Here is a 22,423-nt window from a genome sequence, read left to right as displayed (position 1 = left end):
CTTGCGCGCCCACGGGAATGCGGCGCGCTCTTTGGTCAGCTCGGGTGCCGCCGGTTGGCTCAACCACGAGCTACCTCCATGACCGCTTCGTCGACATCGCGGCCGCTGGCCTTCGCGGCGCGCATCGCATCCAGGACCCGCGCGTAGTCGCGCGGCATCACCTTGGTGAAGGCCGCCGACCGGCGTGGCCAGTCACCGAGCAGCGACGCGGCCACGGCGGAGCGGGTCAGGTCGTGATGCCGGGTGACGATCTGCTTGAGCCAGACCAGATCTTCCGATTCCAACGGCACCAGTTCGACCATTTGCCGGTTCACGGTGGCGAAATCGAGGTCGAGCACGTACCCGATGCCGCCGGACATCCCCGCCGCGAGGTTGCGCCCGGTCGGCCCGAGCACCACCGCCCGGCCTCCGGTCATGTACTCGAAAGCGTGGTCACCCACGCCCTCGGCCACCACCACGGCGCCGGAGTTGCGCACGCAGAACCGTTCGCCGACCTGCCCGCGCAGGAACATCTCCCCGCCGGTCGCCCCGTAGGCGAGCGTGTTCCCCGCGATGACCTGCCGCTCCGCGACGAAGGTCGCGTCGGGATGGGGACGCACGATGATCCGACCGCCCGAGAGGCCCTTGCCCACGTAGTCGTTGGCGTCACCGAGAAGTTCGAGCGTCACTCCGCGCGGCAGGAAGGCGCCGAGCGACTGACCCGCCGACCCGATCAGCCTGATGTGGATGGTGTCGTCGGGAAGGCCGTCTCCGCCGTAGCGACGGGTGATCTCCGAACCCAGCAGCGTGCCCACCGTGCGATTGACGTTGCGGACCGGGAGTTCCAGCCGGACCGGACGCGCGTCCTCCAGCGCCGCCTCGGCGAGCTGGATGAGCGTGCGGTCCAGAGCGCGTTCCAGACCGTGGTCCTGTTCGCGGACCTTGCGACGCGCGCTGCCGTAGGACACGGCCGCGCCCTCGGGCATCTCGAAGATCGGCGCGAGGTCCAGGCCCTTGGTCTTCCAGTGCTCGACGGCCTCGTCGGTGTCGAGCAGGTCGGCCCGGCCGATCGCCTCGTCCAGCGACCGGAAGCCCAGCGCGGCAAGGGTTTCCCGCACCTCGGCCGCCACGAAGTGGAAGTAGTTCACGATGTGCTCGGCCTGCCCGGTGTAGCGCTTGCGCAACTCCGGGCTCTGGGTCGCCACCCCGACGGGACAGGTGTCCAGGTGACAGACCCGCATCATGACGCAGCCCGCGACGATCAGCGGAGCGGTGGCGAACCCGTACTCCTCGGCGCCGAGCAGCGCGGCGATCACCACATCACGGCCGGTCTTCATGGCACCGTCCACCTGCACGGTGATCCGGTCGCGCAACCCGTTGAGCAGCAACGTCTGCTGCGTTTCCGCGAGCCCGATCTCCCACGGCGTCCCCGCGTGCTTGAGCGAGTTCATCGGCGAGGCGCCCGTGCCGCCGTCGTGGCCGGAGATGAGCACCACGTCCGCGTGGGCCTTGGACACGCCCGCGGCCACCGTGCCGACGCCGAGCGTGCTGACCAGCTTCACGTGGACACGCGCGCGCTCGTTGGCGTTCTTCAGGTCGTGGATCAGCTGTGCCAGATCCTCGATGGAGTAGATGTCGTGGTGCGGTGGCGGGGAAATGAGCCCGACCCCCGGCGTGGAATGCCGGGTCCGCGCGATCCACGGGTACACCTTGTTCGGCGGGAGCTGACCGCCTTCGCCCGGCTTGGCGCCCTGCGCCATCTTGATCTGGATGTCGTCCGCGTTGACCAGGTACTCGCTGGTCACGCCGAACCGGCCGCTGGCGACCTGCTTGATCGCGCTGCGCCGCTCCGGGTCGTGCAGCCGCTCCGGGTCCTCGCCGCCCTCACCGGTGTTGGAGCGCCCGCCGATGCGGTTCATCGCGATGGCCAGCGTCTGGTGCGCCTCCGCCGAGATCGACCCGTAGGACATCGCGCCGGTGTTGAACCGCTTGCAGATCGACTCGACCGATTCGACCTCGTCCAAGGGGACGGGTTCGCGCTTGCGGAAGGCGAACATGCCCCGCAGGAGGCCGCCTTCACGCGCGAGGCGGTGCACCTCGTCGGCGTAGGCGCGATAGACCTCGTCGCGGCGGGTCTTGGTGGCGTGCTGAAGCAGGAACACCGTTTCCGGGGTGAACAGATGCAGTTCGCCCTCGCGGCGATAGGCGTACTCGCCCCCGGTGTCCAGCCTGCGGTGCACACGGTCGGTCGGGTTGTCCGGATACGCCCGGCGGTGCCGGACCGCGACCTCCTCGGCCAGCACGTCCAGGCCTACTCCGCCCAGTTTGGAGACCGTGCCGGTGAAGTATTCGTCGAGCAGTTCCTGGGACAGGCCAAGGGACTCGAAGACCTGCGCCGCGGTGTAGGCACCAACGGTGGAGATGCCCATCTTGGACATGATCTTCAGGACGCCCTTGACGAGCGCCTGCACGTAGTTGCGGATCGCCTGGCGTGGTTCCACCCCGGTGAGCACGCTCTGCCCGTTCCGGTCCACGCCCGCGTTCCCGCCCGCGATCATGTCCTCGATGGTTTCGAAGGCCAGGTAGGGGTTGACCGCCGCGGCGCCGTAACCGAGCAGCAGCGCGATGTGGTGCACCTCGCGGGCATCGCCGGTCTCGACGACGAGCGCCACGCGCAGCCGCTCCTTGGTGCGCACCAGGTGGTGGTGCACCGCCGAAACCAGCAGCAGCGACGGGATCGGCGCCATGCGGTGGTCGGAGTCGCGGTCGGACAGCACGAGGGTGCGGGCACCCGCGGCGATGGCTTCGGAGGCCTCCCGCCGGACCCGCTCGATGGCCGCCGTCAGCGCCTTGCCGCCACCCTCCACTTCGAACAGTCCGGATAGGACAGTGCAGGCGAACCCGGGAAGGTCGCCGTCGTCGTTGATGTGGATGAGCTTGGCGAGCTCGTCGTTGTCGATCACCGGGTAGGGCAGCTGGATGTGCCTGCAGCTGGCCGGGCCCGCGTTGAGCAGGTCGCACTCCGGCCCCATGATCCGGCTCATCGAGGTGACCAGTTCCTCGCGGATCGCGTCCAGCGGCGGGTTGGTGACCTGCGCGAAGTTCTGTTTGAAGTATTCGTACAGCAGCCGCGAACGCTGGGACAGCACCGCGGGCGGGGTGTCGGTGCCCATCGACCCGATCGGTTCGGCGCCGGTGCGCGCCATCGGCGCGAGCAGGATCTTCAGTTCCTCTTCGGTGTAACCGAAGGAAAGCTGACGCCGGAGCACCGAGTCGTGGCTCTGCGTCACGTGGTCGCGGTCGGGCAGGTCGGCGAGCTGGAGCAGGCCGGCGTGCAGCCATTCCGCGTACGGCTGGGCCGCCGCCAGCCCGGCCTTGATCTCGTCGTCGTTGACGATCTTGCCGGCTTCGGTGTCCACCAGGAACATCCGGCCGGGCTTGAGCCGCCCCTTGGCCACCACGTCCTCGGGTGCGACCTCGAGCACGCCTGCCTCGCTGGCCAGCACCACCCGGTCGTCGGCGGTGCGCCACCAGCGCGCCGGGCGCAGGCCGTTGCGGTCGAGCACCGCGCCGACCAGGGTGCCGTCGGTGAAGGTGACACAGGCCGGGCCGTCCCACGGTTCCATCAGTCCGGAGTGGAACTGGTAGAACGCGCGGCGGGCCGGGTCCATGGTGGCGTGGTTCTCCCACGCCTCCGGGATCATCATCAGCACCGCGTGCGGCAGCGACCTGCCACCGAGGTGGAGCAGTTCGAGGACCTCGTCGAAGGACGCGGAATCCGACGCCTCCGGCGAGCAGATCGGGTACAGCCTGGACAGATCGCCCGGGATGAGACCGGACTCCAGCAGGGCTTCACGGGCGCGCATCCGGTTCCGGTTGCCCCGGATGGTGTTGATCTCGCCGTTGTGCGCGACGAACCGGAAGGGATGGGCCAGCGGCCACGACGGGAAGGTGTTGGTGGAAAACCGGCTGTGCACCAAGGCGATCGCGCTGGTCATCCGCTCGTCGCGCAGGTCGGGGAAGAACGCCGGAAGCTGGACCGGCGTGAGCATTCCTTTGTAGACGATCGTGCGCGAGGACAGCGACGGGAAGTAGGTACCGCATTCGGCGGTGACACTGTCGTGCTCGACCCGTTTCCGCAGGCAGAAGGTCAGGCGGTCGAGGTCCGCGCCGGACGGCCGCCGCCCCTGCGCACCGGCTTGCCCGGCGAGGAAGGGCATGGCGAAGTGAGGCATGACGGACCGCGCCGTCGGGCCGATGCCCGCGCCTTCGGTCTCGGTGGGCACGTCGCGCCAGCCGAGCACGTCGAGGCCCTCTTCCTCGGCGAGCCGCTCGACCAGGCCGACGGCCTTGTTGCGCGATTCTTCGTCGGCGGGGAGAAACGCCAGTCCCGCCGCGTATTCCCCGGGCGCGGGCAGGTCGAAGCCCACCACGGCGCGCAGGAACTCGTCCGGCAGTTGCACGAGGATGCCCGCGCCGTCGCCGGAAGTCGGCTCGGCCCCCGCCGCGCCGCGATGGTCGAGGTTGATCAAGGCCGTCAGGCCGTCGGTGATGGTCCGGTGCGAGCGCCTGCCGCGAATGTCGGCGACCATCGCGACCCCGCAGGAGTCCTGCTCGGTCGCCGGGTCGTACAAGCCCTGCTTGCCCGGGTTGGCGGAGAAGATCATACGGACCTCCTTCGTCGTCTTCGTGCCCAGTTCGGAAATCCCCCGGTTTGCTGTGCTCGGGACGACGATGGCCCGCTGATTAGCGCGACCTTAACACCCAGGAAACACGACGGCACCCTTTCGCAGCGTCGATTTCCTCATCTGATCGGTAACGATCTGGCTGCGACGAACGACTGCGTTCTTGATGGGCCGGATTCCGGCAGGACCTGTGGTCGAGTGTAGCGCGCACGCCTATCCGGACCAGGTTACGCCAGCGGTTGCCGGGCAGCCAGATCCGCCGATGGTAGCGTTCCTCACCCTGGTCAGCGGCCCGCCGACCGGCGATGCTGATCGACGGCCCGCCGGGCGGGCGGAGGAGTGGCGAGGTCGGGAACCCGGCGCCGCGAACGGTGACCAGTCGAGCACCCTTGGTGGGGGGTCTGGGGGCGGTGTCCCCAGAAAACACGAACCGCGCGGATCCGGCGAGTATCCACCCGAAACCCTTTCGCCTCCAGGCCTCACTCCGACGTGCCCCGGCGAAGTGAGGCCTGAGAAATTTTCGTAAGGAGACTGTTGCCGGTGCCAAAGGTTGCCGTGATTTCCCTGTTCGCCGCGTTGTCGTTGGGGCTCACCGGATGCGCGACGCACGCGGCGGACCCCGGTCCCGCCGCGCCGGCGGGACCGGCCGCGTTCCCGGTCACCGTCGGCGGGGTCGCCATCCCCCACCGTCCGGACCGGATCGTTTCGCTTTCACCGTCGGCCACGGAAACCTTGTACGCGCTCGGCGCCGGGCCGCAGGTGGTGGCCGTGGACTCCGACTCGGACTACCCGCCCCAGGCACCGCGCACCGCGTTGTCCGGCCTGTCGCCGTCCCCCGAGGCGATCGCGGCCCGCAACCCCGATCTGGTGGTCGTCTCCGCCGACACCGGCGGCCTGGCGGCGGCCCTGGCCAAGACCGGCGTGCCGACCGTGGTGATGCCCGACGCGAAGACCCTCGACGACGCCTACGGGGAATTCGTCTCGCTGGGCATCGCGACCGGCCACCGGGCGGAAGGCGAGAATCTGGCCCGCCAGGCCAAGGAGGACATCGACCGGATCGTGGCCGCGACCCCGAAACCCGCCCAGCCGCTCAGCTACTACTACGAACTCGACCAGACGTACTACAGCGCCAAGTCGTCGACCTTCATCGGGCAGATCCTCTCCCGGTTCGGGGTGAGCGACATCGCCGACGGCGCCGGGACGGGCGACTATCCGCAGCTGTCCGCCGAGCACATCCTGCGGGCCGACCCGGGCCTGATCTTCCTCGCGGACACCCATTGCTGCGGCCAGAACGCGGGGACGGTGGCCGCCCGTCCCGGATGGAGCACCCTCAGCGCGGTGAAGAACGGGCATGTCGTCGCGCTCGACGACGACATCGCCTCGCGGTGGAGCCCGCGGATCGTCGAACTCGTGCGCGCCGTCTCCGCCGCGGTCTCCTCCGCCGCGCCGGCGCATCGATGAACACGGTCCGGGAGACCACACGGCACCAGCGCACGAGGACTCGGTTACGCCCCCGGACCGTCCTGACCGGCCTGCTGCTGCTCACGGCCGTCGCCGTGGGCGCGCTGCTGGTCGGCGCGGGCGAGCTCGGCTGGCAGCGCGTACTCGGCGAGATCTTCGCCCAGCTGACCGGTGGGCGTTCACCGCTTTCCGATCGCGAGGCGGCGATCCTGTGGCAGTTGCGGGCGCCGAGGGTGGTGCTGGCCGGTCTGGTCGGCGCGGGGCTGGCCGTGTCCGGCGCGACCTTCCAGGGCGTGTTCCGCAATCCGCTCGCCGACCCCTACCTGCTCGGTGCGGCGGCGGGTGCGGGGATGGCGGCCACACTGGTCATCGTGCTGACTCCGGCCGGCAGCGCCTGGGTGCCCGTGGCCGCGTTCGCGGGAGCGCTGTCCGGAGTCGGCCTGAGCTGGCTCGCCGGCCGTGCCGACGGGCGCGCCGGGACGGCCGCGCTGCTGCTCGCGGGGGTCGCCGTCGCCTCGTTCCTGACCGCGGTGCAGACGTTCGTCCAGCAGCTCAACGCACAGACGATCCGGCAGGTCTACACCTGGATGCTGGGCGGGCTCAGTCTCGCCGGCTGGCACGAGGTGCTGCTGGCCCTGCCCTACGTGAGCGCGGCGGCGGTCGTGCTGTGCCTGTCCGCCCGCCTGCTGGACGTGCTCACGCTCGGCGACGCGGAGGCGGCCTCGCTCGGCCTGCGGCCGTCGCGGGTCCGGCTGGTGCTGCTGGGTGCCGCCTCGCTGGCGACCGCCGCGGCCGTGTCGGTGAGCGGGCTCATCGGGTTCGTCGGGATCGTCGTGCCCCACCTGGTCCGGATGCTCGCCGGGGCGAGCTACCGTGTCGTGATACCGCTTTCGCTCATCGGGGGTGCCGTCTTCGTGATCCTGGCCGACCAGATCGCGCGCACGGTCATGCCCGGCGAACTGCCGCTCGGGGTGGTGACCGCCTTCACCGGCGCGCCCTTCTTCGTCGGCGTGCTGCGTTCGGATCGACGGAGCGGTGCCAACCTATGACCGCGGTCCGGGTCGTGGACGTGCATGCCGGATACGGTGGCCGCCCGGCCTTACGCGGGGTTTCGGCGGAGCTTCGCGGCGGAGGCTGGCTGGCGGTCGTCGGCCCGAACGGCGCCGGGAAGTCGACCCTGCTGAAGGCGGTCGCCGGACTGTTGCCCTTTCGCGGCGATGTCACGCTCGACGGAAAACGCGCGGAACTGTTGTCCCGCAAGGAGAAGGCCCGTCTGATCGGATATGCGCCGCAGAATCCCGTTCTGCCCGAAGGGCTTCGGGTCGCCGACTACGTACTACTCGGCCGCACTCCGCACCTCGGCCCGCTGGCTCGCGAAGGCCGCGACGATCTGTCCATTGTGGATAACTCATTGGCACGGCTGGATCTGACCGGGCTGGCAGGCCGGAAACTGCGCACCCTTTCCGGCGGGGAACGCAGGCGCGCCGTGCTCGCCAGGGTGCTCGCCCAGCGCGCCCGGATCCTCCTGCTCGACGAGCCCACCGCGGGCCTCGACCTCGGGCACGCGCAGGAACTGCTGGAACTGCTCGACCGGCTCAGGAGCGAGGACGGCACCACGGTGGTGTCCACAGTGCACGACCTGACCCTGGCCGCGCAGTACGCGGAGGAGTTGCTGCTCCTCGCCGACGGCGAGGTCGCCGCCGCCGGGGCGCCCGCCGAGGTCCTCACCCCCGATCGTCTCGCCCGCCACTACGGCGCGACGGCCGACGTGCTGGTCGCCTCGCGCGGCGAACTGGTGATCGCCCCGACCCGGCGCGGACCGGCACCGGTGAACCGGACATAGACTCCCCGGAGTCCCTTTTCGTTCCGCTTCCCGGCATTTCGTTTTCGTTCGCGACTTTCTCGGTGAACCCCGCCCGCGGCCACCGGAGGGTGCAATATCCTCGTCCCCGACGACACGACCAAGGACTCTCTGGGGGGCCGGTGGACTTTCATGTTGATCCCGAGGCACTGAAGCAGTACGCCGAGGTGCTCGAGAACCTGAGCTCGGTGATCGACGCGATCGCCGAATACATGCACGACGACGGCTGCGACAAGTCCGGCTTCACCGGGCTGTTCATGGTGCTGCAGCCCGCCGTCGACCTGGTCGGTTCCCTCTACGGCGACACGCTGAAGATCGGAAAGCAGCGGATGGCGTCACTGGTCGAAGGTGTCAACCACGCGGCGAGCAGCTACGAACACGCCGACAGCGGTGTCCATCAGGTCCTCAAGGGCCTGCTGAGCGACATCGACACCTCCGCCGTCCCGGTCATCGCCTGACCCGGCGCCGACCCAGTCAATCGCAGAGCCGTAGAGAACGGACGATCATGCCACCACGCCACCCCCACCACGGCGGCCCCCAGCACCCGTACTCCCCGCAGCACCACCCGCGTCCCGGGCAGCCGTATCCACCACAGCACACGCAGCCGTATCCGCCACAGCACGCGCCTCAGCCTTATCCGCCGCAGCAGCCTTATCCACCCGGCCATCCGGGGCAGCGGTACCCGCAGCAGGCTCCCATGAACCCGCCGTACCACCCCACTCAGCCCTACCCCGGTGAGCAACCGCCGCGTCCGGGCCGTCAGCCCGGCACGACCGACACCGGCCAGGCCCACGGAGGGTCCACAGAGGACGGTTCCGGTTCATCGTCCACAGGGGACGGCCGGTCCGGCGGTGAATCGCCGGAGGAACCGCCACGCCGCGGCGGGGACCGGACCACGCCCAGCGGCTCCGGCGACTCCGGAAGCTCGGAAGGCTCGGGCGGCGAGGGCTCCGGGGAGGAGGGTTCCGGGGAGGAGGGTTCCGGCGAAGGTTCCGGCGGCGAAGGCGGCGAGCCCCCGTTCGAGCCCACCATGCCGGAGGGCCAGTACCAGACCGGCGACGAGATCATCGGCCAGTTGCAACCGCCCGAACCCGGTGACGGCTCGGACGTCAAGGCGCTGGTGGAAAGCGCCGGCCTGGAAGTGATGGCCGTCGACTGGGTGTTCCAGCACATCGCCGGCAAAAGCCTGGTCGACATGGTGATCAAGCCGCTCACCGGCGATTTCAGCAAGATGCGCCAGAACGGCGAAGCCTGGCGCAACATCGCCAATGCGATGAAGCAGTTCTCCGCCACGATGTCGGGCAACGCGAAGATCGTGGGCGAGGACTGGAAAGGCCCGTCCGGGCTGGCCCACAAGGCTTACGTGGACGTCGGCTGGAAGGCCGGGCTCGCCGTGGAGGGCGAGATCGCCAAGGTCATCGCCAAGGGTTTCGACACCGTGGCCGACGGTTCGGAGAAGCTCGCCCGTGAAGCGCTCAAGCTGCTCAAGAAACTGGTCGACAAGCTGATCGAGATCGCCGCGAAGGCGTGCATCCCGGTGGTGGGCTGGGCGGCCGAAGCCACCACCGTCATCGACGCGCTCGACATCGCCAACCAGATCTTCCAGATCATCGAGCTGATCAAGGACATCATCGAGAAGGTCAAGGCGATGTGGCAGTCCATCCAGGACATCGGCTCGCAACTGGCGAAGATCAAGGACATTCAGAGCCTCGGCGACGCGATCGACATCGCGAAAAACGTCAAGGGCGACGTCACCGACATTTCGGGCGACGCCAAGGGCATCGCCGGTGACGCGAAGGACATCGGCCAGACCGCGCGGGAAATCGGCGCGAGCCACCACGGCGAAGAGCCCTCCGGCGAAGAATCGTCAAGCGAAGGATCCTCCGGCGAGGGAAGCGAAAGCGAGTCCGGTCCCAGGACTCCGGCCGGCGCCGGTTCCGGCCACAATGGACAAACATAGTGCGTACCGGCCACCACACCACCCCGTCCGCGTCACCGATCACGGAGTAGCCCACCATGTCCGATCCGGCCGTCGACCTCGGCGACTCGTGGAAACCCGCTTCGCTTCGTGAAGCCGAAGCCGCTCTCGACGAGACCATGGCGAAATCACGCGAGGTCATCGAACAGGCCGAAGAGAAGCTCAAGCACCTCCCCGACATCGACCACACCGCCAAACCCGAGGACATCGCCGCGGTCAAGGCCGCCGCCGAGCGCCCGGACGCCCCGGCCGCGCTGCGCGCGATGAAGAAGAAGGTCGACGCGGGTGAGCTGACCTGGAAGGACATCCTGGAGGGCAAGGCACTTCAGGACGACACGGTCCGCGGAATGATGTCCGCGAGGCTTGACGAGATGCGGGAGATCTACCAGGAGGCCGAGGCCGGCGCGAGCCTCGAAGAGATCCTGGAGGCGCGGGGAGTCACCAGCGGAAGCGTTTTCGACGACGGCGGCGCCGGTGCCGCGCGGACGTATTCCCAGGCCGCGCCGCCCTCGCCGCCCAGCGAGGACGACTACTTCGCGGGCGGGCACATGGTGTCGGACGACAAGCGAGACGACACCGGTGCCGCACGCACGCCTCCGCCGCCTCCCACGCCACCTTCGCCGCCGTCTCCGCCGCAACCGCCGCGCCGCACGCCACCGCCCGCCCGGCGCGACGAAGAGTACGACGAGGACGACTTCGCGGACCCGCTCGCTTCACGCGGCGGAGAACACCAGCAGCCGCGAGACACCGGGAACACGCCACGAGACACCGGGAACACGCCGGGAGGCACCAGGAACACGCCACGCCGTGGCCGCCGGGACGAACCGGACGACGACGACTACTTCGGCGGTTCCGTCCTCAACTGATCCACTGGTCCCCGGAAAACAACCCTCGGCCCCAAAACTAGAACCTGTTACAGTTGTCGCGTGATACTTGATCGCTTCCAGGTCACCGGCAAAGTGGCCGTGGTGACCGGTTCCGGCCGTGGCATCGGCGCCGCTTCGGCGATCGCGCTCGCCGAAGCGGGCGCTGACGTCGTCCTGTCCTCACGCACCGAAAAGGACCTCCAGGAGGTCGCCGCGCGGATCGCGGACGCCGGCCGCAAGGCGCATGTCGTCCCGGCCGACCTGTCCGACCCCGGCGCGGCCGCCGGACTGGCCGAGGCCGCGAAGGACGTCTTCGGCAGGCTCGACATCGTGGTGAACAACGTCGGCGGAACCTATCCACGACCGCTGCTGGACACCACCACCGACTTCCTCGAAGAAGCCTTCCGCTTCAACGTCTCGACCGCGCACGCGCTGACCACGGCCGCGGTGCCCGTGATGCTCGAAGGCGGTGGCGGAGCGGTCGTCAACATCTCGTCCGTCATGGGCCGCATCGCCGGGCGGGGCTTCGCCGCCTACGGCACCGTCAAGGGTGCGCTCGCCCACTACACCCGGATCGCCGCGGCCGACCTGGCGCCACGGGTGCGCGTCAACGCCGTCTCCGTCGGCACGGTCGCGACCTCCGCGCTCGAAGTCGTGGCGGCCAACCCGGACCTGAAGACGAAGATCGAGTCGGCCATCCCGCTCAAGCGGATCGGCGAGCCGGAGGACATCGCCGCGACGGTCCTCTTCCTGACCTCGCCGGCGGGCGCCTACGTCACCGGAAAGGTGATCGAAGCCGACGGCGGCCTGCAAGCCCCGAGCCTCGACCTCGGCCTCCCCGACCTGTGATACCGCGGCCCCGGGGAAGGGGCCGATGAGGTTTCCGGTCAGGCGCGGGGGCCGACGGTCGCCATCGCGCGGTCGACGGCGTCGCGGAAGGAACCCTTCGCCCCGGAGGCCAGCCAGGAATGGTGTGCGGCCACCAGACAACCGAACGCCGCGGCGGTCAGCGCACGGGGCGCCGGATCATCGGCGGCGTAGGGCTTGCCCGCGGCCTCGGCGCGCTCGAGCAGCAAGGTGACGACGGCGTCCTGCATGTGCTGCAGCTTCTGCAGGTAGCCGGCGAGCAGTGCCGGAGTCTCGAAGACCATGCGATTGATCGGTTCCACGAGCTTCTCGTTGCCCGGCGCTTCCGCGATCGACGACAGCACGTCGAAAACGCGGTGCAGTGACGTCCAGACCGGCTCATCGGCGGGACGCGCGCGCAGCACGTCGAGCATCTCCTCCACCACGAAGTCGAACTTGCCGAGGACGAGTTCTTCTTTCGTGGCGAAATAACGGAAAACGCTGCGCTGGGACATGCCGACCGCCGCCGCGATGTGGTCGATCGTGGTGGCCTCGTAGCCACGCTCGGCGAACAGCGCACCGGCCGCTTCGGCGATCTCTTTCCGGACCGCCCGCCGAGTGCGCTCGCGCAGGCCTGACCGGCTCTCACTCATGATGGGCCGATTGTAGCAAGCATGGCCAAATGTGACAGCCACTGACAAGTTAGGCATATACTGTCAGCGACAGCTTCCGACCGTATCCGAGGACGACCATGAACGAGGCCAAGACCATCGTCATCACCGGCGCCAGCGACGGCATCGGCGCCGCGGCCGCCCGCCGGCTCCACCAGAACGGCCACCACGTCGTTGTCGTCGGCCGCTCTCCGCGCAAGACCGAGGCGGTCGCCGGCGAAATCGGTGCGGACCGCCATGTCGCCGACTTCACGCGCCTCGATGACGTCCGCAAACTCGCCGCCGAACTGAACGCGGCGTACCCGCGCATCGATGTACTCGCGAACAACGCCGGTGGCGTCTTCGGTGATCCCACCAAGACCGTCGACGGGTTCGAGAAGACCTTCCAGATCAACCATCTGGCGCCGTTCCTGCTCACCCGGCTGCTGATGGACAAGCTGACCGCTTCCAGGGCCACGGTGCTCCAGACTTCGAGCGTCGGCGCACGCCTGGCGGGCAAGCTCGATCTCGACGACCTCGACCACGACCGGAAGTTCGACGCGAGAAGGGCCTATGCCGCGACCAAGCTCGAAAACATCTTGTTCACCAAGGAACTACACCGTCGATACCACGATCAGGGCGTCTCCACGGCCGCCTTCCACCCGGGCAACACCGCGAGCAACTTCGCCAACGAAACCGAAGACCGGCTGATGCGGTTCATCGTCACCAACCGTGTCACCCGGGCCGTGCTCCTGAGCACCCCGGAGAAGGGCGCCGGCGAACTGGCGTGGCTCGCCGAGGGCCGCCCCGGCGTCGACTGGGAATCCGGCACCTACTATGAGAAGCGCAAACCCAAGCGCGGCAACCCGCAGGCCGAAGACGCCGATCTGGCCCGCCGGCTCTGGGACCGCTCCGAAGCACTACTCGGCTAGAGACCACCGGCTGCTCGTGGAGCGGCTCCGGCGCGCTGGACGCCGAATGGCTACGAAGCGCTCTTGCCGCCCTTGCCTTGGTCACCCGTGGACGAGGTGTCCGCGGTCGACGCGGCCTTTTCGCGCCCGTCCGGCGCTGCGGACGTCCCGGCAGAGTGGTCGACGGCCTCGTCGGTGATGTCGTTGCCGCGCAAGGTTTCCGGCTCCTCGCGTGGGCCGCGCTTCGCGGCGAACACGATGTAGGCGACCGCGCCCGCGAAGACCAGGATCGAGGTCCACACGTTGACGCGCAGGCCCAGCACGTGCGTCGCGTCGTCGGTGCGCATCAGTTCGATCCAGAACCGGCCCGCGGTGTACCCGGCGACGTAGACGGCGAACGCGCGTCCGTGCCCGAGCCGGAAACGCCGGTCGGCCCAGACCACGAGCGCCGCTATCCCCAGGTTCCACACCAGCTCGTAGAGGAACGTCGGGTGCACCGGGCTTTCCGGCAGCGGGATGTGGCCGAAGGCCACACCGGTGGGCCCCTGGTCCGGGATCGCCGGGTTGTTCGGGTCGAACCGTTGGTAGACCTCCAGGCCCCAGGGCAGCGTGGTGTGCGCGCCGTAGAGCTCCTGGTTGAAGTAGTTGCCGAGGCGGCCGACCGCCTGCGCGACGATGATGCCGGGCGCGATCGCGTCCGCCACCGCGGGCAGCGGGATCCCCTTACGGCGGCAGGCGATCCAGGCACCGACGCCACCCAGCGCGATGGCCCCCCAGATGCCGAGGCCGCCGTCCCAGATGTAGAGCGCCCTGATCGGCTCCTTGCCCGGGCCGAAATAGCGCCACCAGTCGGTGATCACGTGGTAGAGACGGCCGCCGACCAGACCGAACGGGACGGCGAACACGGCGATGTCGACGATCGTGTTCTTGGTCCCGCCGCGCTGCGTCCACCGGCGCTCGCCCCACCAGATCGCGATGACGATGCCCGCGATGATGCACAACGCGTAGGCCCGCAACGGGAGCGGTCCGAGGTACCACACTCCCCGGTCAGGGCTCGGTATCGTCGCGAGGAAAGCTGCCGAGGCGGAGTTCACACCGGTCACCGTAACGTGCCCGGCAAGTCTCGCCGACAAGACCCGCCCACCGAACGCGTCAGTTCGACGGCCGCCGGTTCAGCGCGGCCGAGCCGATCGCGAGCGCACAGCCGACGGCGAAGATCGCGGTCAGCCAGACCGGGCCCTCCCGTAACCCGTTCCAGATCGCGGCGGCACCCATGAGCACGGCCATGATGATGTTGCGGACCTGCAGCGGCGACGGTTTGGCCATGGAATGAAGCCTCGCATGCCCAGGAGACGGTGCGCTCAGGCGGCTACCCGGTTCCGCACACCGTCGGCGAGTTCGGCGGTCAGCGCGCGAACGGCTTCGGCACCCTCCGCGGCCTTGGCGACCAGCGCCGACCCGACGATCACGGCGTCGGCGAAGCCCGCCACCTCGGCGGCCTGCTCACCCGAACGGACGCCGAGCCCGACGCCGATCGGCAGGTCCGTGTGGGCCCGGGTGCGGCGCACCAGGTCCGCCGCTCCGGCGCCGACCTGGTCCCTGGCGCCCGTCACGCCCATCACCGCGGTGGCGTACACGAAGCCCGAGCACGCCCGGGTGGTCAGCGCGATCCGCTCCTCCGACGACGAGGGTGCCACGAGGAAGATCCGGTCGAGACCGTGCAGTTCGGACGCGGCGAGCCAGTCGCCCGCCTCTTCGGGGATCAGGTCCGGGGTGATCAGGCCCAGGCCACCGGCGGCCGCCAGGTCCCGCGCGAAGGCGTCCACACCGTAGCGGCGGATGGGGTTCCAGTAGGTCATCACCACCGCGCTGCCTCCGCGCGCCGCCACCGCCTCGACGGTCTCGAACACGTCACGAAGGCGGAAACCGGCCTTCAGCGCGGTGTCCCCGGCGAGCTGGATGGTGGGACCGTCCATCACCGGATCCGAGTACGGCACCCCGACCTCGACGAAGTCGGCGCCACCGTCGAGCATCGCGGCGAGCAGGTCCTTCGACCCCTCGACCGTGGGGTAACCGGCCGGCAGGTACCCCACCAGCGCCGCACGCCCCTCGCCACGAGTCCGCGCGAACACCTTCTCCAGCGGTTCCACGCCGTGACTCATGACTCCACCAGTCCGAAGTACTTCGCCGCGGTGTCCATGTCCTTGTCGCCCCGGCCGGACAGGTTCACCAGGATGAGTGCCTCGCGCCCGAGTTCCCGGCCGAGCTGGATCGCTCCGGCCAGCGCGTGCGCGGACTCGATCGCCGGAATGATGCCTTCGGTGCGGGACAGCAGCTTGAGCGCCTCCATCGCCTCGGCGTCGGTGACCGGGCGGTACTCGGCACGGCCGGTGTCCTTGAGCCAGGCGTGTTCCGGGCCGACACCCGGGTAGTCGAGCCCCGCGGAGATCGAGTGCGACTCGATGGTCTGGCCGTCCTCGTCCTGCAACAGGTAGGTCAGCGCGCCGTGCAGGTTGCCGGGGGTGCCCTCGGTCAGGGTCGCGCCGTGCCGGCCGCTCTCCAAGCCCTCACCACCGGGTTCGAGACCGACCAGCCGGACGTCCGGGTCGTCGATGAAGCCGTGGAAGATGCCGATCGCGTTGGAGCCGCCCCCCACGCACGCCGCGACCGCGTCCGGCAGGCGCCCGGTCTGCTCCAGGACCTGCTTGCGCGCTTCTTCCCCGATGACCTTGTGGAAGTTGCGGACCATCATCGGGAACGGGTACGGCCCGGCGGCGGTGCCGAACAGGTAATGCGTGGTGGAGGCGTTGGTGACCCAGTCCCGCAGCGCCTCGTTGATCGCGTCCTTGAGCGTCCGGGAGCCGGTCCTGACCGGCACCACCTCGGCGCCAAGGAGCCGCATCCGCGCCACGTTGAGCGCCTGGCGTTCGGTGTCGACCTCACCCATGTAGACGACGCATTCCAGGTCGAGCAGCGCGCACGCGGTGGCCGTGGCGACGCCGTGCTGGCCCGCCCCGGTCTCGGCGATGACCCGCCGCTTGCCCATGCGCTTGGTGAGCAGCGCCTGGCCAAGCACATTGTTGATCTTGTGCGAGCCGGTGTGGTTGAGGTCTTCGCGCTTGAGGAAGATCCGCGCGCCTCCGGCGTGTTCGCCGAACCGCACCGCCTCGGTGAGCAGCGACGGACGGCCGGCGTAGTCGCGCAGCAGCCGCTTGAACTCCTGGAGGAAGTCCGGGTCGACGCGGGCCTTGTCGTACTCCGCGGCCACCTCGTCGACGACGCCGATCAGCGCCTCCGGCATGAACCGGCCGCCGTAGGGACCCCAGTAGCCGCGCTCGTCCGGGTCGTGCGAGTGAGGATCCTGGCTCATCGGCTGGGCCTCGGGCAGGCCGGATGCGAGCCGGCGGTGACCAGCTTGATCAGCGCGCCCTTGGGGTCGCCCGAGGCGACCAGGCCCTCGCCGACCAGGACGGCGTCCGCGCCGTGACCGGCGTAGGCCATCAGGTCACCGGGACCCCGCACGCCGGACTCGGCGATCTTCGTCACATCGAAGGGAAGTCCGGGCGCGAGGCGGCCGAAGGCGTCACGGTCGACTTCGAGGGTGTGCAGGTTCCGGGCGTTGATCCCGATGACCTGCGCGCCCGCCTCCAGTGCCCGGTCCGCCTCCTCGGCGTTGTGCACCTCGACCAGCGCCGTCATCCCGAGCGATTCCACCCGGTCGAGCAGCGCCGTGAGGGCGTTCTGCTCCAGCGCGGCGACGATCAGCAGCACCATGTCGGCACCGTGCGCGCGGGCCTCGTGCACCTGGTAGGGGCTGACCACGAAATCCTTGCGCAGCACCGGAACATCCACCGCGGCACGCACCGCGTCGAGGTCGGCGAGCGACCCGCCGAACCGGCGGCCCTCGGTGAGCACACTGATCACCCGGGCACCCGCGTCCTCGTAGTCCTTGGCCAGCGCGGCCGGATCGGCGATCTCGGCCAGCAGGCCCTTGGAGGGGCTGCTCCGTTTGACTTCGGCGATGACGCCGATCGAGGACTCACGCAACGCGCTCTTGGCATCCCGGGGTGCGGGAGCCCGCGCGGCGAGACGCTTCAGTTCGTCGAACGGGAGCGCCTTCTCGCGCTCGGCGAGGTCGGCGCGCACGCCCGCGACGATTTCTTCGAGAACGCTCACAAACACCTGTCCCTTCCCGCAGAAAAGATGCTAACCCGCGGCGGAAGAGCGACCGGGTCCGGGTCGAATAAGCCTTTGCCAGCAGGGAAAACTACCGATCGGTAGTCGGATCTTCGCCATCCGAGAGAGCTTCCCACAACTCGGCGTCCTCCTCACGCGCGGGCTTTTTCACGCTGGGTACCGAATAGCGTGCGCCCAGTCGCGGCATCGTCACCGCATACTTGAGCGTGACCAACCCCCCGGCGATCACCAGAATTCCCGCCAGCGCGGCCAGTGCCCGGCCGGCGACGATCTCCGTCACCGGTGTCCCCGCCGGGTAGCCGCCGAAGCGCGCACCGGCGACGGCGGCCCAGCAGGCGCCGATCCCGGCCCCCACCAGCACCACCGCCAGCAGCCGGCGGGGCAGGCCACCGGTCGCGATCACGCCGGCGACACCGGCCAGCACCAGCAAGGCCAACGGGACCAGCGCGGAAGAGACCTGCGCGCCGGTCTGGGTGTCCAGCACGATGCCGCGCACGCCGGCGTCACGCTCGTGCGCCGACCAGACCAGCCGCGAGGCACCCCACAGTGCCGCCGAGCCGAGCAGCAGCGCCACCAGGACCGTCCACAGTGGACGTTTAGTGGATGGGGGCGACGTCATCGCTGAACTCGGCGGCCGGGGCCATGGTCTGCGCGGCGGCGACCGCCGAAAGCACGGTGCGCGCCTTGTTCAGGCATTCGGTGTCCTCGTAGTCGGGTTGTGAGTCGGCGACCACCCCGGCGCCCGCCTGTACGTGCGCCACGCCGTCCTTGACCAGCGCCGTGCGGATCGCGATCGCGGTGTCGGCGTCACCGGCGAAGTCGAGGTAGCCGACGATGCCACCGTAGAGGCCGCGCCGCACCGGCTCCAGTTCCTCGATCAGTTCCATCGCCCGCACCTTGGGCGCGCCGGAGAGCGTGCCGGCCGGGAAGCAGGCCGTCACGGCGTCGAAGGCGGTGCGGTCGTCACGCAACTCCCCGGTGACGGTGGACACGATGTGCATGACGTGGCTGTACCGCTCGATCGAGAAGAAGTCGACCACCCGGACGGTACCGGGCTTGCACACCTTGCCCAGATCGTTACGGCCGAGATCGACCAGCATCACGTGCTCGGCGCGTTCCTTCTCGTCGGCGAGAAGATCCTTGGCCAGGCGCGCGTCCTCCTCGGGATCCGTGCCGCGCCACCGGGTCCCCGCGATCGGGTGGGTGGTGACCCGGCCGTCCCGCACCGTCACCAGCGCCTCCGGGCTGGAGCCGACGATGTCGAAGCCGTCCAGCCGCACCAGGTACATGTACGGGCTGGGATTGGACGTGCGCAGCACGCGGTAGATGTCGAGCGCGTCGGCGTCCGTGGCGAGCTCGAACCGTTGCGAGGGAACGATCTGGAACGCTTCGCCGGCCTTGATCGCCTCGACCGCCTTGTCCACGGCGGCGTGATAGTCCGCCTTCGTACGGTGACGGGTGAACTCGGGCGCCGGGCGGTCGAACACCGCCGCGGTGGACGGAGCGGGCATGCCGAGCCGTTCCGTCATCGTCTCCAGCCTGCGCACCGCGTCGTCGTAGGCGGCGTCGACCCGTTCCGGGGAGTCGTCCCAGTTGACCGCGTTCGCGATGAGCGTGACGGTGCCCTCGTGGTGGTCGAACGCCGCGAGGTCGGTGGCGAGCAGCATGGTGAGCTCGGGGATGTCGAGGTCCTTCTCGGCCAGCTCGGGCAGCTTCTCCAGCCAGCGAACGGCGTCGTAGCCCAGGTAGCCGACCATGCCCCCGGTCAGCGGCGGCATGCCCGGCAGCGGCTCGGTGTGCAGGGCGGTCACGGTCTCCCGCAGAACGGTCAGCGGATCGCCCGCCGTGGGCAGCCCGGACGGCGGCCTGCCGGTCCACACCGCTCGGCCGTCACGGACGGTCAGCGCCGCGGGGCTGTGCACGCCCACGAAGGACCAGCGCGACCACGACTGGCCGTTCTCCGCGGACTCGAAGAGGAAGGTGCCGGGGCGGTCGGCGGCGAGCTTGCGGTAGACGCCCACGGGCGTCTCACCGTCGGCGAGCACCCGGCGGACCACCGGGATGACCCGGCGTCCCTCGGCGAGGGCACGAAACTCCTCGCGAGCCGGGCTCACCGCGCCGAGACCACCGCCGCCAGACGAAACGGAACGGACACTGACCATGACCGCCATTGTGCCGTTACCCGCCGGACGGGCGTTCGGCGGGCGAAATTCCGGCTACGTTGAATTATTCCCGGGCGGTGGTCATGATGGAAGACATGGATCCCGCCGAGCCACGCGCGGCGGCCAAGCGGCGCGGGCGCCGCCCGGCCGGCCACGATACCCGCACCGCTCTGCTGGAGGCCGCCCGGCAGGTGTTCGCCGAAAACGGTTACGAAGGCGCCACGGTGCGCGCCATCGCCGCGCGGGCGGGGGTGGACGCGGCGATGGTCAATCACTGGTTCGGCGGTAAGGAAACCCTCTTCGCCCAGGCCGTCCTCCAAATTCCGTCCGAGGTGCAGGAACTGGCGGCGAGCGTGCTCGCGGGCGATCTGGACACGGTCGGCGAGCGGATCGCGCGAGGGTTCGTCACGGCCTGGGACTCCACCGCCGGAGGAATCTTCCCCGCGCTGGTCCGCAGTCTGACCGGCCACGACCAGGCGGCGGCCGGGCTGCGCGACTTCCTGGTCAAGCACATGTTCGGCCGGATCGTCGCGCGGCTGGAGGTCGATCAGCCGCTGCTGCGGGCGAACCTGTGCGCGTCACAGCTCGTCGGCATCGGCATGGTCCGCTATGTGGCGAAGTTCGAGCCGCTCGCCAGCGCCCCCGCCGACGTGCTCGTCGCGGCGGTGGGGCCGACCCTGCAGCGCTACCTGACCGCGGAACTGAACCTGCCCGCCACCTGAGGGAGCGTTTCAGGCGCGCTCGGCCGGTGCACCGAGCAGAAGCCGGCCGTCATCGCCGAAACAGCTCGGGGTCCCGGTGTGGCAGGCGGGGCCGGTCTGGTCGACGCGGACCAGCACCGTGTCACCGTCGCAGTCGATCCGCACCTCGCGCACGTACTGGGTGTGGCCGGAGGTCTCTCCCTTGACCCACAATTCGCCGCGGCTACGGGAAAAGTACGTTCCCCGGCGGGTGGTCAGCGTCGCCTCGAGCGCTTCGTCGTTCATCCAGGCCACCATGAGAACGTCCGAAGTGGAATGATCGACGACGACCGCGCACACCAGCCCGTCGGCGTTTCGCTTGAGGCGGGCGGAAATTCCGGGATCAAGGCTCACCGGACCTCGACTCCCCCGGCACGCATCGCGTCCTTCACCTCACGGATCTTCAACTGTCCGAAGTGGAACACGCTCGCGGCGAGCACGGCGTCGGCGCCCGCGCGTACCGCCGGGGTGAAGTGCTCCAGCTCGCCCGCGCCGCCGCTGGCGATCAGCGGGACCGTCACCACGGCACGCACCAGGCCGATGAGGTCCAGATCGAACCCGGACTTGGTGCCGTCCGCGTCCATCGAATTGAGCAGGATCTCGCCGACGCCGAGCTCTTCCCCGCGTGCCGCCCATTCCACCGCGTCGATTCCGGTGCCCCGGCTGCCGCCGTGTGTGGTCACCTCGAAGCCCGACGGCGTGGGACTCCCGCCCTCGGGCACCCTGCGCGCGTCCACCGACAGCACCACGCACTGCGATCCGAACCGCCGGGACGCCTCGTGGAGGAACTCGGGCCGGGCGATCGCCGCGGTGTTGATGCTCACCTTGTCCGCGCCCGCGCGGAGCAGACGGTCGATGTCGTCGCAGGTGCGCACGCCGCCGCCCACCGTGAGCGGGATGAACACCTGCTCGGCCGTGCGCCGGACCACGTCGAAAGTGGTCTCGCGGTCGCCGGAGGACGCCGTCACGTCGAGGAAGGTCAGCTCGTCGGCGCCTTCGGCGTCGTAGGCGCGCGCCAGTTCGACCGGGTCGCCCGCGTCGCGGAGGTCGGCGAAGTTCACTCCCTTCACCACCCGTCCGGCGTCGACGTCCAGACAAGGAATCACCCTCACCGCTACACCCATGGTGACCAGCGTACTTCCGCCCCCACGCGCCTGGAGAGCAGCCCGCGCGCCGGGCGCCGTAGGGTGTGGCGCATGTGGTGGGGCCTGCTCTGCGCACTGGTGGCCGCGTGCGCGTACGGGGTCGCGTCGGTACTCCAGGCGGTCGCCGCGCAGTCGGTCGAAGGGGGCGATCGCGGGGTCGACCCGCGGTTGCTCGTGCGCGTGCTCGGGCAGTGGCGTTACGTGCTGGGGCTCGGCCTGGACGCGCTCGGCTTCGTCGCCCAGCTCGCCGCGCTGCGGGTGCTGCCGTTGTTCGTGGTGCAGGCGGCACTGGCGGCGAGTCTCGCGGTCACGGCGGTCGCCGCGCTCACCATCGGGGCGCGCCTCGGCCGTCGCGAATGGACCGCCGTCGCCGCCGTCTGCGCCGGCCTGGCGTTGCTCGGATTGTCCGCGCACGGCGAGGGATCACGCCCGGCGGGCATGGCATTCCACAGTGGACTCGCCGTCGCGACGGCGGTGCTGGCGGGGCTGGGGATGCTGGCCGGACGAGCACCCCGGCGACTACGGAGCCCGGCGCTCGGGCTCGTCGCGGGCCTGGCCTTCGGCGTGGTCGCGCTCGCGGGCCGCGTGCTGTGGACCCACAGCCTGACGGACCTGTTGTCCGACCCCGCCACCTACACCGTTGCCGCCGCGGGGGTACTCGCCATGCTCCTGTACGCCTCGGCCCTGCAGCGCGGAAACGTGACGACCGCCACCGCGCTGATGGTGGTCGGCGAGACGGTGGTGCCCTCCGCCATCGGGGTCGCCATGCTCGGCGACACCACCCGCTCCGGGTTCACCCCGCTGGCGAGTTTCGGTTTCGTGCTCGCGGTCGCCGCCGCCGTCGCGTTGGCGCGCTTCGGCGAGGTGGCGCCGGTGCCCCAGGAATCCCGGCACTCTTCGTGAAATTTCACCGGAATCCCCGAAACCTGACCCGTAATCCCG

Annotated in this window: 21 protein-coding genes; 10 read left to right on the top strand and 11 right to left on the bottom strand. The window is 69.7% G+C overall.

The features are described from left to right. Positions 1-59 precede the first annotated feature (59 nt). The gene (gene gltB, locus ACFSXZ_RS20495) at positions 60-4,646 is read right to left on the bottom strand and encodes a glutamate synthase large subunit (protein ID WP_378266716.1); all 4,587 of its coding nucleotides are present in this window, start codon (positions 4,644-4,646) and stop codon (positions 60-62) included. Between the two features lie 558 nt (positions 4,647-5,204). On the opposite strand from gltB, the gene ACFSXZ_RS20490 reads away from it, so the two are divergent. The 7 genes from ACFSXZ_RS20490 (at position 5,205) to ACFSXZ_RS20460 (ending at position 11,679) form a co-directional block, all read left to right on the top strand. After that, positions 5,205-6,125, top strand: coding sequence for an ABC transporter substrate-binding protein (locus ACFSXZ_RS20490; RefSeq protein WP_378266715.1), 921 nt, complete (start codon positions 5,205-5,207; stop codon positions 6,123-6,125). Further along, a complete protein-coding gene (locus ACFSXZ_RS20485; protein WP_378266714.1) occupies positions 6,122-7,174 on the top strand; it encodes a FecCD family ABC transporter permease in 1,053 nt (350 codons plus the stop codon). Before ACFSXZ_RS20490 ends, ACFSXZ_RS20485 begins: the two co-directional genes overlap by 4 nt. After that, a complete protein-coding gene (locus ACFSXZ_RS20480; protein WP_378266713.1) occupies positions 7,171-7,968 on the top strand; it encodes an ABC transporter ATP-binding protein in 798 nt (265 codons plus the stop codon). The genes ACFSXZ_RS20485 and ACFSXZ_RS20480 overlap by 4 nt, the downstream gene beginning before the upstream one ends. 140 nt (positions 7,969-8,108) lie before the next feature. After that, complete coding sequence (locus ACFSXZ_RS20475) at positions 8,109-8,444, top strand: hypothetical protein (protein WP_378266712.1); 336 nt, start codon at positions 8,109-8,111, stop codon at positions 8,442-8,444. A 239-nt stretch (positions 8,445-8,683) separates the two neighbouring features. Beyond that, positions 8,684-9,946 (top strand): hypothetical protein, encoded by a 1,263-nt coding sequence (locus tag ACFSXZ_RS20470; RefSeq protein ID WP_378266711.1) that lies wholly within the window; start codon positions 8,684-8,686, stop codon positions 9,944-9,946. A 56-nt stretch (positions 9,947-10,002) separates the two neighbouring features. Beyond that, positions 10,003-10,830 carry a hypothetical protein gene (locus ACFSXZ_RS20465; protein ID WP_378266710.1) on the top strand — a complete coding sequence of 276 codons (828 nt, stop codon included), beginning with the start codon at positions 10,003-10,005 and terminating at the stop codon, positions 10,828-10,830. Positions 10,831-10,890: 60 nt separating this feature from the next. Then, the gene (locus ACFSXZ_RS20460) at positions 10,891-11,679 is read left to right on the top strand and encodes an SDR family oxidoreductase (protein WP_378266709.1); all 789 of its coding nucleotides are present in this window, start codon (positions 10,891-10,893) and stop codon (positions 11,677-11,679) included. 38 nt (positions 11,680-11,717) lie between these two features. On the opposite strand, the gene ACFSXZ_RS20455 is transcribed toward ACFSXZ_RS20460, so the two are convergent. Then, on the bottom strand, positions 11,718-12,329 hold the full coding sequence (locus tag ACFSXZ_RS20455) for a TetR/AcrR family transcriptional regulator (protein ID WP_378266708.1): 612 nt from the start codon (positions 12,327-12,329) through the stop codon (positions 11,718-11,720). Between the two features lie 98 nt (positions 12,330-12,427). On the opposite strand from ACFSXZ_RS20455, the gene ACFSXZ_RS20450 reads away from it, so the two are divergent. Then, positions 12,428-13,258 carry an SDR family NAD(P)-dependent oxidoreductase gene (locus ACFSXZ_RS20450; RefSeq protein ID WP_378266707.1) on the top strand — a complete coding sequence of 277 codons (831 nt, stop codon included), beginning with the start codon at positions 12,428-12,430 and terminating at the stop codon, positions 13,256-13,258. A 50-nt stretch (positions 13,259-13,308) separates the two neighbouring features. Here ACFSXZ_RS20450 and lgt read toward each other — a convergent pair whose 3' ends face one another. The 7 genes from lgt to ACFSXZ_RS20415 all read right to left on the bottom strand — a co-directional run bounded on the left by lgt (position 13,309) and on the right by ACFSXZ_RS20415 (position 19,596). Continuing rightward, positions 13,309-14,331, bottom strand: coding sequence for a prolipoprotein diacylglyceryl transferase (lgt, locus tag ACFSXZ_RS20445; RefSeq protein WP_449224281.1), 1,023 nt, complete (start codon positions 14,329-14,331; stop codon positions 13,309-13,311). A gap of 58 nt (positions 14,332-14,389) precedes the next feature. Further along, a complete protein-coding gene (locus ACFSXZ_RS20440) occupies positions 14,390-14,563 on the bottom strand; it encodes a hypothetical protein (RefSeq protein ID WP_378266705.1) in 174 nt (57 codons plus the stop codon). 35 nt (positions 14,564-14,598) lie between these two features. Next, the gene (gene trpA / locus ACFSXZ_RS20435) at positions 14,599-15,399 is read right to left on the bottom strand and encodes a tryptophan synthase subunit alpha (RefSeq protein WP_378266704.1); all 801 of its coding nucleotides are present in this window, start codon (positions 15,397-15,399) and stop codon (positions 14,599-14,601) included. After that, positions 15,396-16,607, bottom strand: coding sequence for a tryptophan synthase subunit beta (gene trpB, locus ACFSXZ_RS20430; protein WP_378266703.1), 1,212 nt, complete (start codon positions 16,605-16,607; stop codon positions 15,396-15,398). Before trpB ends, trpA begins: the two co-directional genes overlap by 4 nt. Next, positions 16,604-17,413 carry an indole-3-glycerol phosphate synthase TrpC gene (gene trpC / locus ACFSXZ_RS20425; protein ID WP_378266702.1) on the bottom strand — a complete coding sequence of 270 codons (810 nt, stop codon included), beginning with the start codon at positions 17,411-17,413 and terminating at the stop codon, positions 16,604-16,606. Before trpC ends, trpB begins: the two co-directional genes overlap by 4 nt. Positions 17,414-17,504: 91 nt before the next feature. Continuing rightward, the gene (locus ACFSXZ_RS20420) at positions 17,505-18,053 is read right to left on the bottom strand and encodes a Trp biosynthesis-associated membrane protein (RefSeq protein WP_378266701.1); all 549 of its coding nucleotides are present in this window, start codon (positions 18,051-18,053) and stop codon (positions 17,505-17,507) included. Beyond that, positions 18,031-19,596, bottom strand: coding sequence for an anthranilate synthase component I (locus tag ACFSXZ_RS20415; protein WP_378266700.1), 1,566 nt, complete (start codon positions 19,594-19,596; stop codon positions 18,031-18,033). Before ACFSXZ_RS20415 ends, ACFSXZ_RS20420 begins: the two co-directional genes overlap by 23 nt. Before the next feature lie 95 nt (positions 19,597-19,691). Here ACFSXZ_RS20415 and ACFSXZ_RS20410 point away from each other — a divergent pair, with 95 nt between their 5' ends. Next, positions 19,692-20,318, top strand: coding sequence for a TetR/AcrR family transcriptional regulator (locus ACFSXZ_RS20410; RefSeq protein WP_378266699.1), 627 nt, complete (start codon positions 19,692-19,694; stop codon positions 20,316-20,318). Positions 20,319-20,327: 9 nt separating this feature from the next. Here the strand turns inward: ACFSXZ_RS20410 and hisI are convergent, their stop codons facing one another. Further along, on the bottom strand, positions 20,328-20,690 hold the full coding sequence (hisI, locus tag ACFSXZ_RS20405) for a phosphoribosyl-AMP cyclohydrolase (protein WP_378266698.1): 363 nt from the start codon (positions 20,688-20,690) through the stop codon (positions 20,328-20,330). Continuing rightward, the gene (hisF, locus tag ACFSXZ_RS20400; RefSeq protein WP_378266697.1) at positions 20,687-21,460 is read right to left on the bottom strand and encodes an imidazole glycerol phosphate synthase subunit HisF; all 774 of its coding nucleotides are present in this window, start codon (positions 21,458-21,460) and stop codon (positions 20,687-20,689) included. The genes hisI and hisF overlap by 4 nt, the downstream gene beginning before the upstream one ends. 72 nt (positions 21,461-21,532) lie before the next feature. On the opposite strand from hisF, the gene ACFSXZ_RS20395 reads away from it, so the two are divergent. Continuing rightward, complete coding sequence (locus ACFSXZ_RS20395) at positions 21,533-22,384, top strand: hypothetical protein (protein WP_378266696.1); 852 nt, start codon at positions 21,533-21,535, stop codon at positions 22,382-22,384. Positions 22,385-22,423: the final 39 nt, after the last annotated feature.

Origin of the sequence: Amycolatopsis pigmentata, from assembly GCF_042684065.1 — a bacterium.
In the GTDB taxonomy this organism is placed as follows: Bacteria; Actinomycetota; Actinomycetes; order Mycobacteriales; family Pseudonocardiaceae; genus Amycolatopsis_E; species Amycolatopsis_E pigmentata.
Note: the sequence above shows the minus strand (reverse complement) of the source record. Positions and strands in the feature narration are given on the sequence as shown.